At 60.8% G+C, this 11,424-nt stretch carries 11 protein-coding genes; 6 read left to right on the top strand and 5 right to left on the bottom strand.

Features of this window, described 5'->3' with window-relative positions; genetic code table 11:
- Positions 1-20 precede the first annotated feature (20 nt).
- Entirely contained in the window at positions 21-1,391 is a 1,371-nt protein-coding gene (locus GN330_RS12165) for a hypothetical protein (protein ID WP_156712988.1), read from the bottom strand.
- Positions 1,304-2,077, bottom strand: coding sequence for a SprT family zinc-dependent metalloprotease (locus GN330_RS12160; RefSeq protein ID WP_156712987.1), 774 nt, complete (start codon positions 2,075-2,077; stop codon positions 1,304-1,306). Before GN330_RS12160 ends, GN330_RS12165 begins: the two co-directional genes overlap by 88 nt.
- Positions 2,078-2,353: 276 nt before the next feature.
- On the opposite strand from GN330_RS12160, the gene GN330_RS12155 reads away from it, so the two are divergent.
- Positions 2,354-2,992, top strand: coding sequence for a hypothetical protein (locus tag GN330_RS12155; RefSeq protein ID WP_156712986.1), 639 nt, complete (start codon positions 2,354-2,356; stop codon positions 2,990-2,992).
- Between the two features lie 10 nt (positions 2,993-3,002).
- Here GN330_RS12155 and GN330_RS12150 read toward each other — a convergent pair whose 3' ends face one another.
- Positions 3,003-4,181: a hypothetical protein gene (locus GN330_RS12150; protein ID WP_156712985.1), complete on the bottom strand. Its 1,179-nt coding sequence runs from the start codon at positions 4,179-4,181 to the stop codon at positions 3,003-3,005.
- A 107-nt stretch (positions 4,182-4,288) separates the two neighbouring features.
- Here GN330_RS12150 and GN330_RS24205 point away from each other — a divergent pair, with 107 nt between their 5' ends.
- A complete protein-coding gene (locus GN330_RS24205) occupies positions 4,289-4,480 on the top strand; it encodes a ribbon-helix-helix protein, CopG family (RefSeq protein ID WP_156712984.1) in 192 nt (63 codons plus the stop codon).
- A 272-nt stretch (positions 4,481-4,752) separates the two neighbouring features.
- On the opposite strand, the gene GN330_RS12140 is transcribed toward GN330_RS24205, so the two are convergent.
- The gene (locus tag GN330_RS12140; protein ID WP_156712983.1) at positions 4,753-5,460 is read right to left on the bottom strand and encodes a hypothetical protein; all 708 of its coding nucleotides are present in this window, start codon (positions 5,458-5,460) and stop codon (positions 4,753-4,755) included.
- 275 nt (positions 5,461-5,735) lie between these two features.
- Between GN330_RS12140 and GN330_RS12135 the strand changes: the two genes are divergently transcribed.
- Positions 5,736-6,746: a TauD/TfdA family dioxygenase gene (locus tag GN330_RS12135; RefSeq protein ID WP_156712982.1), complete on the top strand. Its 1,011-nt coding sequence runs from the start codon at positions 5,736-5,738 to the stop codon at positions 6,744-6,746.
- Between the two features lie 258 nt (positions 6,747-7,004).
- Here GN330_RS12135 and GN330_RS12130 read toward each other — a convergent pair whose 3' ends face one another.
- Positions 7,005-7,388 (bottom strand): hypothetical protein, encoded by a 384-nt coding sequence (locus GN330_RS12130; protein ID WP_156712981.1) that lies wholly within the window; start codon positions 7,386-7,388, stop codon positions 7,005-7,007.
- 1,723 nt (positions 7,389-9,111) lie between these two features.
- Here GN330_RS12130 and GN330_RS12120 point away from each other — a divergent pair.
- The 3 genes from GN330_RS12120 (at position 9,112) to GN330_RS12110 (ending at position 11,409) form a co-directional block, all read left to right on the top strand.
- Positions 9,112-9,645, top strand: coding sequence for a hypothetical protein (locus tag GN330_RS12120; RefSeq protein WP_156712979.1), 534 nt, complete (start codon positions 9,112-9,114; stop codon positions 9,643-9,645).
- Positions 9,646-9,727: 82 nt separating this feature from the next.
- Positions 9,728-9,958 carry a hypothetical protein gene (locus GN330_RS12115; RefSeq protein ID WP_156712978.1) on the top strand — a complete coding sequence of 77 codons (231 nt, stop codon included), beginning with the start codon at positions 9,728-9,730 and terminating at the stop codon, positions 9,956-9,958.
- Positions 9,955-11,409, top strand: coding sequence for a TolC family protein (locus GN330_RS12110; protein ID WP_156713720.1), 1,455 nt, complete (start codon positions 9,955-9,957; stop codon positions 11,407-11,409). Before GN330_RS12115 ends, GN330_RS12110 begins: the two co-directional genes overlap by 4 nt.
- Positions 11,410-11,424 lie beyond the last annotated feature (15 nt).

The following is an 11,424-nucleotide window of genomic DNA, read 5'->3' as shown; positions in this document are numbered from 1 at the left end:
TGGTGTGGGCAGGCAAAGGATCAGTTGAGGGAATCGAAGCGTCCGCGCCGGGCACCGCGCCCGTTGCGGCGGCGTCTGGGCGGCAGGAACGCCGCGACATTGGTGTCGGTAAGCTGTTCTTGCGGGGGCAGCGCGCCATTGCCCGACGACGAGCTCGGGTCATCATCGCCAGTGCCAGGCCGCCCGCGGCGCTGCCCCGCCTCCTTCACATGGCCTTCCCAGTGCAGGGCCATGAAGGTGTAGAGCCAGAGCGCCAGCGGGAAGATCAGCTCCACCACCGCCGCGATCGCCGCCACCGGCAAGAAGTGGCCAAAATAGCCGAGCGTGTCCGAGACCCCTGTGCGTTTGGGAAAGGCTGGCGGCGCCATCTCCAGCCGCTCGACCGAGCCGATCACATCGTCAAGCCCCTGGCCGTGGCGCGCGAGGATGGCATTGAGGCTGGCCTGCGCGGCAGGACGGCCTGGAATCTCCACCCCGCCCTTGAGCTCGCCGGCAAAGGCTGAAAGCATTGCCACCGGCACCGCCTCGGCAAGCTCACCCGCCACCTGACGTACCCTGGCATCGATCCCGGCCAGCTCGACGCGCCGCTCGGAGATCGGAACCTCATCATCGGCAAGCACACCCTGATAGTCGCCGATCAGACCGTTCAGTTCGTCGAGCCTGAGGCCGCGCATGCGTTCGCCATTGGCCACCTGGCCGGCAATCGCCTCGGCGCGCCCGGCACGTTCATCGAGCGCGCGGGCCACCGGGCCGCGGCCGCCATTGCCGCGCCCCGAGACACACGAGCTTTCGATCTCGCAATCGGCCTTCTGTCTCAGGTCGGTGGTGATGGAGCCGATCGCCGGGGTGACCTGTCCGGTCTTCGCCGCTGCCGCGCCTTGCGTGCTGACATGGACGCTCAGCGCCGCGCCATGTTCTTGCAGCTGCAGTTCGGTGACATGCTTGAACACCAGCCCGGAATAGGTCGCGGCAAAAAGCCCGCCGCCGACCGCCAGGATCGAGCCGACGCTCAGGATACCGGCCATGCGATAGCCCCGCACGGCCTGCGGCGCGCCGCGTTCAATGGCGAGCTTGTTCACCGCATAGCCGACCACGGTTGCGCTCAAGGCCAGCGTGATCGCCTTCGTCCACGACCAGAGATCGTCGCCGCCAATAATGTTGGGCACCGCCATGAACAGCATCGCGCCGCTGCCGACCGCCACCGCCGGCAGCGCGATATCGAGCAGTGCCGGCAGCCGGCGCGCCGGCAACCGGACGGGATCGTTGGTGTGGGGATCGGCCATGACAAAAACTCCTTGGTCGGTCAGCTGGCGGTCAGGGGACGGTTGCAATTGCGGCAGGAAAGCCGCGCGGAGGGTTTGGCCCACGCCTTCAGGCCGCAGCCGGCGCATTCGAAGCGCGTGCGGGTGGATTTGGAGCGGCGCGGCGGCATCGGGTTTTCCCCGGCGGGCGTGCCCGTCCCGGCGAAGGGATCGGCAACCCATTCGAACTCGCGCGCGTCGCGCCAGTTCACGCTGTCGCCGCCGATCAAGAGTTCCCGGCAGGCGAGATCGAATGCGCCGCCCTCGATCGGGTAATCGCGCATGTGGAAGCCGGTGCGCTTGCCGCCGGGCTTGCCGGTATCGGACGGCATCAGTCCGATCGCCTCCATCTTGTCGGCCCACGGACGGTCGTGATAGCCGGGCGCGCCGTATCCGCCCTTGCGGTTGCGCGGTCCGAAGACATGACGCCACAGATGGCACATCTCATGGACAAGCGTGGCGAAGCTTTCCATGTCGCCCAGCGCGAACCAGGCCGGGTTCATCGCGATCTCGTGCGCGATCAGGCCATCGCGGTCGCGGAACGCCTCGGCGCAGAAATAGCCCTGCGCCAGCGGGTGCTTGGTAAAGGTGATGATGCAATCAGGCAGGATGCCGCCGAACAGCCGCGCATTGAAATAGGAGTAGCGCGCCTGCCATTCGGCCGAGACCTCAAAGGTCGGGCTCAGCCGGCGCGAATTTGGCTGTACAGAAAATGCGTGCGGGGTCGTTCCGTCACCGGAGATGATCTGCGTGCGTTTGATCGGATTGTTGGCCATGTCGGGTCGCGGCTCACTTTCGAACCCGTCCCTACACCGTGGCCGCCTTGCCAAACCCAGACCGTTTCCAGCAAAAGGCTGGCTTAGGGGAGGTGAAGAGCGCCAGTGTTCGTTCCACAACTGCGTATCAAGCTGAAGCTGCTCGGGCGTCACGGACCGCGTTGGCGACGGGCCGATATCGCAGCGCGGCTCGGCGTGGTGGTCAGCACGATCGAGTCGTGGGCAGATGGCAATTTGAAGCGCAACGTGGATCCCGACCGGGTTCCCGACAAACACATGGACGCGCTGGTCGCGCTGTTCACCGAAGCGCTGCCCGGCAAACACACCCGCGAAGAGGTCGCCGCACTGCTGACCGGCAGCGTCGCCGCCCTTGAACGCGCGCTGACCGCCGACACCGCCCCGTCAATCGAGGATATCATCGCCGCCGAGGCACGGACCGGCACGGCCAAGCTGGTCCGCCCGCCATCGCTCGGCCTGGTCGAACACGTCGCCGACGATGATGACCTCCCCGCGGTCCGTCTCGGTGAGGCCTTCCTGATCGAATACCGCACCGCTCGTCGCGGCTTCCTTTTTGTCCTTCAGCACGACGCCCAGCAGGCCTGGGGCGCGGTTCTCTTCGCTAGCGGCGAGGCCTCACTCCGCCACGATGCCGGGCCGGTGCTGATACCCGGCATCAAGGACAAGCGTTTCGTTCCGATCCGCGAGCGCAGCCATCCCGGCATCCATCGTTTCATGCTGTTTGTCGCGCCGGAGCCGTTCCCGGCCGGGATCACGAAGCCGGCGCGCGCGCGAACCTATTTCGACTGGCAGACCCTCGGCGATCTCGCGGCGCACTTCGCCCGCCAGCCAAAGCATCTACGCGAGCTGCATCTGCTGACGATCAGGGTCGAGGGCGGGCAGGATCAGTCGCGATGACCCATCGCGATCAGGAGCCAGCTACCGGCGCATAGCGGTAGGGCGCCAAGGCCGGCCTCAATGCATCCAGCCGAGCGAGCTGGCGCTGAAGTTCGCCAATGAGCCACGGATCCGAAATGTCGCGCATCAGATTGTCGGAGCGATACATGTTCGGGATGACCGAGGCGATGTGATCGAACTCCTTCAACACCACCCGCTGGAGCTCCTGATCTTCCGGCGCGGTAAAATGCTGCCGAGCCAGATGTACCATGTTCTGCAGCCGAAGATACGGCGCAGGGTGATCTAGCCCCGTGTTTGATTCCATGTAGTTCTGAAACTCTTCGAACAGCCATGTCATCGCATAGGCGCCAAACAGCGTAAGCCGTTTGCGCAGGCTACGATCCAGTGACGCGAAGCTTTCGAGGTTTTCGCGGTCGGTTTCCTGCACCTGCAACGTCGCCCACATGGCCGCTTCGTCGGCGTCAAGTTCCAGGCAGCGCAGTTCGTCGTCGCGCGGTCCCGGCTGGGCAGGCTGCGCAGCCCGAGGCGCCCCCTTGCTCGGCTCCGAGACCTCATAGAGCCGCAGCGCAATGGCATTCTCCTGGACATAGGCGACATGGCCGTTGAAGCAATGCGCGTATTCGTGAAACCACACGAACCGCGCCATCAGGTAACCGAGGTAAAGGGAGATGTCGTAGCGCACCGGGTCGCGCGGCGTGAATTGCTCACGGTGGCGCTCCTCGACCTTGCCACCGGCCAGCGTGTAGCGTAGCAGCCACAGGCCCGGTACGTGGCCTTCCGGCGGTGGCGGGGATGTTTCTGCCAACGGGTCACCGACATCGGCGAAAAAGGCGCGTTGCGTGAAGCAGAACATCGCGAACTCGCTCAGAGCCGCGAACAGCGGCGTGTACATTGCGATCAGATGCGTGTCCCCGTCACGGTCGGCCAGCGCATTAGGGAGCATTCGGTCGACATAGCCCGCCAAAATCAGTAGTCGGCGACCTCGGGCGTCACGCTGACACACAGAACCCCCAAGCAATTGCGCCGCGCTCACCAAAGAGCGTTGAAATGCTTGGTTCTGCAACTCGTTACTCAAGAACTGAAGCGTCGATAAGCCTAGCCGCCTCTCGACCAGCCGACGAAACGCTTCATATTCGCCCAGGCGCCTGTTGTCGGGCGCGCGGCCTTGGTTACCTATCTGAATTCGCAACGTCCAGCCTCGCTCGATTTGCGTAACTCAAATTAACTCATTCTGAACTAATGAATGTTGTGCTATGATTCGGGAGTAGAGACGAGGTTTGCACTCAGCATGGCAGCATGACTGGTTCCAAGGCCACTGTACGGGAGACGAAGGTGCCGATTAGCGCGCAAGTCGATGAGCGCCTCTATAGGCGCCTTACCGCCGTTGCGGCGCGTACGGGGCTGCCAAACGCCCACCACATTCGACAGGCACTATTGGCTTATCTTGAGCAGCACGAAGACAGTGCGCAAGGTGATCTTGACTTGTAGGGACATCGCCTTCAATATTCTTTTGAGAGGTTACAATGGACTTACATGATGAAAAATACAAAGCAGTGAGCATATACACGATATTTGGCCAGAATTCGTCACTTGGGAAGATTAACGATAAGCTCTACGACTCCGGTCTCCATTTCTACGGGGATCTTGATCTAATATCTGAAAAGCAATTCTGGAGAATTGTCAGTAGAACAAGCGAAGGGAACAAGAAAAAGATAAAGAACATACTTAATATATTTCCACCTAAATTCAAATCTCCCTAGTTAAATAGGGTAAACAACTCGATCTAGGTTGCAGGCAACGCGATACCCATTACCTGAGTTCTTTTTTCTGCGGATCACGGTATCGATTCCAGCCTCAAGTTGCCCTTCTTCGGACACCACTCGACAAGTATGTTCACTGAACATCTCCTCGCAGCGGCACATATGTTCGAGGAAATCCAAATTTTCCTGGTAAGCTCGACGGCGAATCTCCCGCCCTCGCCTGATAAGATCATCAAGTCTCGCTGCGGTCGCCTGCTTCAGATCAAAAATGTACGGGACGATCCTGACAGGGGCTGGCAAGCGAGGTGTGAACCCGCCGGAGTAAATGTCAATCGGCGACCCTCGCTCGGCCAGGAAATCTTCAAGCATAAGGATGAGAAGCAGGGCGCTATGAAGACTCATCTTAGTGCGCCGGCCGTCACGCGCCCGCAATATCGTCGCAACGCCGGTTGCTGACAGGGGTGTCCTGGCCGGTTCGCAGTACGTATCCCAACCGTACTGCGCTAGTTTTGCGGTGGCCCGTTCCAAGCGGGCCGGGTTAGCAAATCCCTTCTTCCCGCTGTCATCGCGCCCGGTAGCGATACGGTACTCCCACAGGCCACTGATCCTGAAAACGCTTCGATCGCCGACGTCATGCAGCCAATCCGGGTACGCGACATCGTCACCTGGGGCATAGATCAAATCATATGGCGAAGTCGGTCGCGGCATTCTGCCACCCTCCTCAGAATCCTTGGTTGGCGTAGAATTAGACCGGCTGGGGAGCTTCCTGCAAGCTCTGGTTCTAGAAAATCTTAACTGGTCCAGGAACGTTCCAACACGTTCAGTGTACCGCCGATTCAGCGACCAATAAATTGGCACCGTCACAAAAGTGACGGTGCCTGCTTGCGCGACGTGATGTTCTCGCCGCAGCTGCGGAAGGTTGCAACGTAGAGCCTGATCTTTGCGCAGGCAAGGCATTTCCAACCCAGAAATGGAGAAATGCCATGTTTGCAAAGCATGTATGTCAAGATGCCTGTTCTGGAGTTTGTTCGCAGTGTCTCGCGAACGCGTCGGATCGCGTTCAAACTGCGGCTTTAGCTGTAGACGAACGCAAAATCCTGGAACTCGAAATCGACCGGTTTGCGGCAGCAATCCGCTGGCCGGATGAACCAGACGAGCAAGCCGCGATCGGTGGCGCCGCGCGCGCTCTGATCCGGGATACACTTCCGCATGTTTCGCAGCTGCTGCGCCAAGCGAAGAACGGCAAGCTTGATGCGCTATATATCACAGGGCTTCCTACGGATGAGGTCCGAGCCCAGCTTGCGTTACTGGGGATGTCTCGCGAGCTGGGGATGCTCTTTAACTACTCCTCTCAGAACGAGGGGAGGTTAATAATGGAACTTCGACCGCTGCAGGAGTCTGCGGCGAACACCAACTCGACCCGTGATGAATTCGACATCCATACAGACGACGCCGCCATGCCTCGCGAGGCCCGCACTGAGTTCATCAATCTCTATGGCATACAAAATCCGCCCGGAACGTTAACCAGCTATTCGCCTGTAGGCGATGCACTGCTTTCGCTCGATCGCGAACACAAGGAGGTGCTGTCTGAGCCGCGATTTCGCGTGCGCTTTCCCATCAGCTTTGGCGTAGGCACTGACAGATGGTCTCAGCCCTGCGCTATCGTTACCCGCGGTCCTAGCAACGAGTTTGAACTCCGATTTCCCAGTTATGCGACCCGCCCAATCGCTTCCGATGACACCTTAGCTGCGGCGGCGCTGGTTGCGCTCAAGACAGCTCTTAACCAACGCGCTGTCGGCATGCCGCTCGATCCGGGTTGCTTTCTCACCTTCAACAACTTGCGGGGCGCACACAAGCGCGGCGCGATTGGTTCCGGCGACCGTCTTGTTTTTCGGACATACAGCGTTCGAAGCCTCGAACTGCTCCGTAAAGTGACGGGGCAGCCGGGACCTATTTTTCCGGTCGATCCTTTCGTCACGTCCCTTACCGACTAACCCTACAGCAACTGGTGGCGGAGCAACGCTTCGCCACCTTCTTACTTTGCGGAGTACGTCATGACTGATCAAGTCAATCTCTATCTTCGCCTGCCAGAGATCGTATCGATCTCGACGACCGTACTGGACACCAAGTCACTTCTCGGCAACCTCGCATTCGCGACGTCGGAGAACTTGGTGAGGGCCGCTGGGGGCGGCGAGCCGACCGACATAGGATTCATCCAAACTGAGTCTGGTCATACTCGACCGTTCAACCAATCAGCAAAGTTTGAGGGCAAAGTTTGGATCATCTGCAATGGTAGTTTCGACCTCGCTGCAGGTGATCGTGTTAGCATCCACATAGACACGAACCACCGAGGCAGGCGCCGGCGGCTCCACACCGCGATCCACCTCGCGATTCGAGCCGCCATCAACCATTTCGGTTTCCTCGATGTTCATACAGCCGAAATAAGCGATGATGCCACCTCTGCCGACATAACCGCTGAGGCTAGCCGCCAAGTGCGACAGTCCGATATCTTCGCCGTAGACCGAGCCATGCGAGCCTATGTGATTGACGCACGGCCTGTTAGGGCCGTGAAGGCCAAGTCCGTTGAACTCGCAGCACAAGAGTATGGCGATCTGTTTCGCATAAGCGATCGACATTCCCTTACGGGCAAGATCCGGCTGGTTTGCATTGATGGAGTCGATGCAAATCCATGCAGCGGTCTACACCATCAGACGACCAATATTGGTGCGTACGAATTGTTTCCCATCATGGATACCCAGAGTTCAAACTCGTTTCGAGTGCGCATCAAATTAACCTCCGTTTGGACGTATTGGTACTAATACTCGCTCGACCGTCGACGCCCTATCGGCGGCATATTTCGGACCGGAGTTTGAGGGGCGGTGGTCGGAGCCCCTGAAGGCTTCGCAACATGACGATCTTAGAGCTTACGTCTAAGCCGAGTGAGGTGGCTGGGTGCGCCGGTTCGATATTCACCGGCGCCGAGCGGCGGGAATGGTCGATTGAGGAAAAGGCACTGGGTCGTGACGTTCAATTCCTCAGCGGGGTCTAAGCCGACGACGGCGGGCTGATCCAGGTCCGAACAACATAGGTTCTATCCTTATCGGGTCTGGATCTTCATTCCTGCGACGTTCGTAGATATCGATGTCTCGCCCTGTTGCTTGGACAGCGAGTTCCAAGGCGACAATAGCTAAACACGCTGTCTGGAATGACATCGATTTGTCATCGAGTGCGCGCTTAACCTGCGATGCGCCTAACCTCGCGAGTCGATCGTTTTCATTCAGTGAGGGCGGCAGGAATGCGCCCCAAGCGGCCGACACCTCTCGCTTCGCTCCCTCTACCATTTCCGCAACGCAGAGGCGGCTCTTATCAAAAATCCCTGCGCGGAAACGAAAGTCCTGAAAGCCAGCGAGCCGGAAATATTTGTAAGTCTTCAGTCGACTGATCGAACCAACTGACCCGAAGTCGCCAGCAGGCGAATGGATCAGCGATATTGGATTCTGAGGACGCGGCATCGGCCGAATTGTAGCACGAGGGACATCCCGTCTACTAGCAGCACTCCCCCTAACTCAAGTTGGTGGGAGAGTTTGCAACGTCCTGGGTACCACTTCGGAATACAAGCCGAAAAACAGTCCCCTGTCCCGTGACATTCTCTGCCCACTAACGCGAGCTTGGCGTTTCAGAAAAACCTCGCCGCGAAGCCGCCCGTCAGGTCGCCTTGCGACCCTCGCAAGCTGTCGGCTAAAGCCGCCCGTCAGGTCGCCTTGCGACCCTCGCAAGCTGTCGGCTAAAGCCGCCCGTCAGGTCGCCTTGCGACCCTCGCAAGCTGTCGGCTAAAGCCGCCCGTCAGGTCGCCCTGCGACCCTCGCAAGCTGTCGGCTAAAGCCGCCCGTCAGGTCGCCCTGCGACCCTCGCAAGCTGTCGGCTAAAGCCGCCCGTCAGGTCGCCCTGCGACCCTCGCAAGCTGTCGGCTGTAATACACGTCAGCGTTCTTCATAGAACAGTACAGCCGCATCTTGCCAAGGGAGGCTGTTCCACGCCTCCCGTTGGATCCCACCAGTTTACATCAGAGAGAGCTTGACATTCCACCTGCTGGAACGATCACAGCTAGCGGGCGACCCCGTAGTGCACGTCGCCCACCAACCTCAACCAAAGGAAGACCCCAACCCAGATTAACCTAATCATGACCTATCCCTACCGGCTGGCGGCACGCTCCCGCGAGAGCTGTGTCGAGACGGTTGGGCGGGTCTTGAACGGGGACATCAAGATACTGCCTACCACCGGCGAGTCGAAGCAATGGTACCATCCGACGTTCTGGTTCTATCTGTGGACCGGAATGATCAAAGGTGTCTGGTGAGGACGATGCTGATTGCTTCGAGCATCGAGCCTCATCTCAGCCGGCGCCCGGATGTGGCCCAAATATCCCACTTGACATGGAGCACGCGGATCAAGCTTATTCGCGCCATGCAAATCGGGCACGCCATCAAGCTGATGTATGCCGCGCCGCTCCGGCTGGCGCTTGCTTTTCTTTTTCTTCTGCTCACATCGGTGCAGCCGGGCCTGTTCTCCATGGCGAGCGCGAAGGGCCTGACCGCGACCATGCCCGCCGAGGTCACTCAGGTCCACACATCGCATGCCGTTGCGGACCATGCGCATGAGGGCGGTCATCACGCCGGCGTTGATAGCGGGCACGCGCAAAGCAAGGTCCAGCATCACAAGGGCGGCAAGTTTGCCGGTGGCGGTTGCGAGGTGCATTGCGCACCGGTCACCGCGGTGCCGGTCGACTGTCCGTTCCCGCAATGGCCGGCCAGCAGTGGCCACGGTGCGATATGCATCGTCGCGCTCGTCGACGGCGAAACCAGCGTCCTCGCAAAACCTCCCAGATACCTGAACTGACGCGCCCTCATCGGGCGGAGCCTGCCGCGTGACGTTTCGTGTCACGACGGCGCGATCCCTCGTTCAGTTCAGGTAATTCAGGATGAAACTTGCATTTTTTGCGGTGCTCGCGCCGCTTTCGGTTGCCGCATGTGCGGCGACACCGCCGGTCGTGCTGCCGGCCTACAACGCAGCCGACCCGGCGATGGGCGTTCGCGAAACCAGCTATCGTCCCGTCGTGGGTGATTATCACCACCGCCAGCCGGTCGGTCCGCAGGATTGGCGGCGGCTCAACGAGCGGCTGTCGCCGGCTTCGAAAGGAGCCGGGTCATGAGGACTGGCATTCCCAGGATCATCGCCCTTGCGGCGCTGCCTCTTCTAACCGCCGGCTGCGCCACGACGGGAGCGGTCGACACTAATCCCTTGAACGCCTTTGCGCCCGTCTCCGACCGGACCGCGTCGGTGACCGGCAAGCAGACGGTCTGGCTCCAGTCCGCCGAAGAGGCGCGCAAGGCCGGAGAACGCGTGCAGGCGCTGGTCCGAAACAGGACGGTCGGACCCGACACGGCCGTGCAGGTGGCGCTCCTCAACAACAAGGGCCTTCAGGCCGCCTATGCCGACATCGGTATGTCGGCGGCGGACGTCTGGCAGGAGACGATGCTCGTCAATCCGCCGATTTCGATCGGGGTGATCGGCGTCGATCCGGTGCGAACCGTCGAAGCAGCCGTCGTCACCAACATCCTCGCGCTCATCACCCGGCCGCGCAGGGTGGCCATCGCCGAGGCGCGGTTCCGGCAGGCGCAACTGCGGGCGGCGGAGGAGACCTTGCGTCTGGCCGCCGACACGCGCCGCGCATGGATCGAAGCGGTAGCGGCGTGGGAGCGGGTCGCCTACCTCAACCGCGCCCAGGCGGCGGCGGACGCAGCGTCCGCGCTCGCGCAGAAGCTCGGCGAAACGGGCGCTTTCACCAAGACGGGCCAGGCGCGGGAACACGTCTTCTATGCCGAGCTCGCCGGGCAGACGGCCGAGGCCCGCATGCAGGCGCGGATGGCCAAGGAGGCGCTGACGCGGCTCATGGGACTGTGGGGCTACGACGTCGACTACCAAGTCCCCGACGCGCTTCCGGCATTGCCGAAGGGCACGAAGGCGAAGCGGGCGATCGAAACGGAAGCGCTGAAAAATCGTGTCGATCTGGAAATCGCTCGGCTCGAACTCCAAGCTCTCGCGCGATCTTACGGGCTGACCTCGGCGACCCGCTATGTGAGCGATCTCGGCTTACGATCCGGCGTGGAGATCGAGCGGGAAGAGGAAGAGGATGGAAGCACGAGAACCGAGGTCATCGGCATCGCCGAGATCGACTTCGTCATCCCGATCTTCGACACCGGCAAGGCGCGGATGCGCAAGGCGGAACTCGCCTACATGCAGGCTGCCAATCTCTTGGCCGAAAGGGCGGTCAACATCCGCTCCGAAGCGCGCGGCGCCTATGACGCATACCGGTCAACCTACGACATCGCCCGGCACTACCGAAACAACGTCATCCCCTTGCGGACGACGATCGAGGAGGAGTCTCTCCTCACCTACAACGGCATGATCACCAACACGTTCGAACTGCTCGCGGACACCCGCGCGAAGATCGATTCGATCATGCTGTCGCTGAACGCCAAGCGCCAGTTCTGGCTGGCCGACGTTGACCTGGGCACCGCAATCCATGGGGGCGGTTCGGGCTCGTCGCCTGCAATGGCGACCGAGGTTGCGGCGGCTGGCGACGGCGGCGGCGGACACTGAGCAGGAGAACCGGAA

It is taken from the genome of Nitratireductor arenosus (genome assembly GCF_009742725.1).
In the GTDB taxonomy this organism is placed as follows: Bacteria; Pseudomonadota; Alphaproteobacteria; order Rhizobiales; family Rhizobiaceae; genus Mangrovimarina; species Mangrovimarina arenosa.
This window is presented reverse-complemented; position numbering and strand designations above follow the sequence as displayed.

What these genes read in the sequence shown, in the direction of transcription:
- GN330_RS12165 (WP_156712988.1), bottom strand. Translation starts at nt 1,391, where the DNA reads ATGCGCCGGCTGCGGCCTGAAGGCGTGGGCCAAACCCTCCGCGCGGCT.
- GN330_RS12160 (WP_156712987.1), bottom strand. Translation starts at nt 2,077, where the DNA reads ATGGCCAACAATCCGATCAAACGCACGCAGATCATCTCCGGTGACGGA.
- GN330_RS12155 (WP_156712986.1), top strand. Translation starts at nt 2,354, where the DNA reads ATGGACGCGCTGGTCGCGCTGTTCACCGAAGCGCTGCCCGGCAAACAC.
- GN330_RS24205 (WP_156712984.1), top strand. Translation starts at nt 4,289, where the DNA reads ATGACTGGTTCCAAGGCCACTGTACGGGAGACGAAGGTGCCGATTAGC.
- GN330_RS12140 (WP_156712983.1), bottom strand. Translation starts at nt 5,460, where the DNA reads ATGCCGCGACCGACTTCGCCATATGATTTGATCTATGCCCCAGGTGAC.
- GN330_RS12135 (WP_156712982.1), top strand. Translation starts at nt 5,736, where the DNA reads ATGTTTGCAAAGCATGTATGTCAAGATGCCTGTTCTGGAGTTTGTTCG.
- GN330_RS12130 (WP_156712981.1), bottom strand. Translation starts at nt 7,388, where the DNA reads ATGTCGATCGCTTATGCGAAACAGATCGCCATACTCTTGTGCTGCGAG.
- GN330_RS12120 (WP_156712979.1), top strand. Translation starts at nt 9,112, where the DNA reads ATGCTGATTGCTTCGAGCATCGAGCCTCATCTCAGCCGGCGCCCGGAT.
- GN330_RS12115 (WP_156712978.1), top strand. Translation starts at nt 9,728, where the DNA reads ATGAAACTTGCATTTTTTGCGGTGCTCGCGCCGCTTTCGGTTGCCGCA.
- GN330_RS12110 (WP_156713720.1), top strand. Translation starts at nt 9,955, where the DNA reads ATGAGGACTGGCATTCCCAGGATCATCGCCCTTGCGGCGCTGCCTCTT.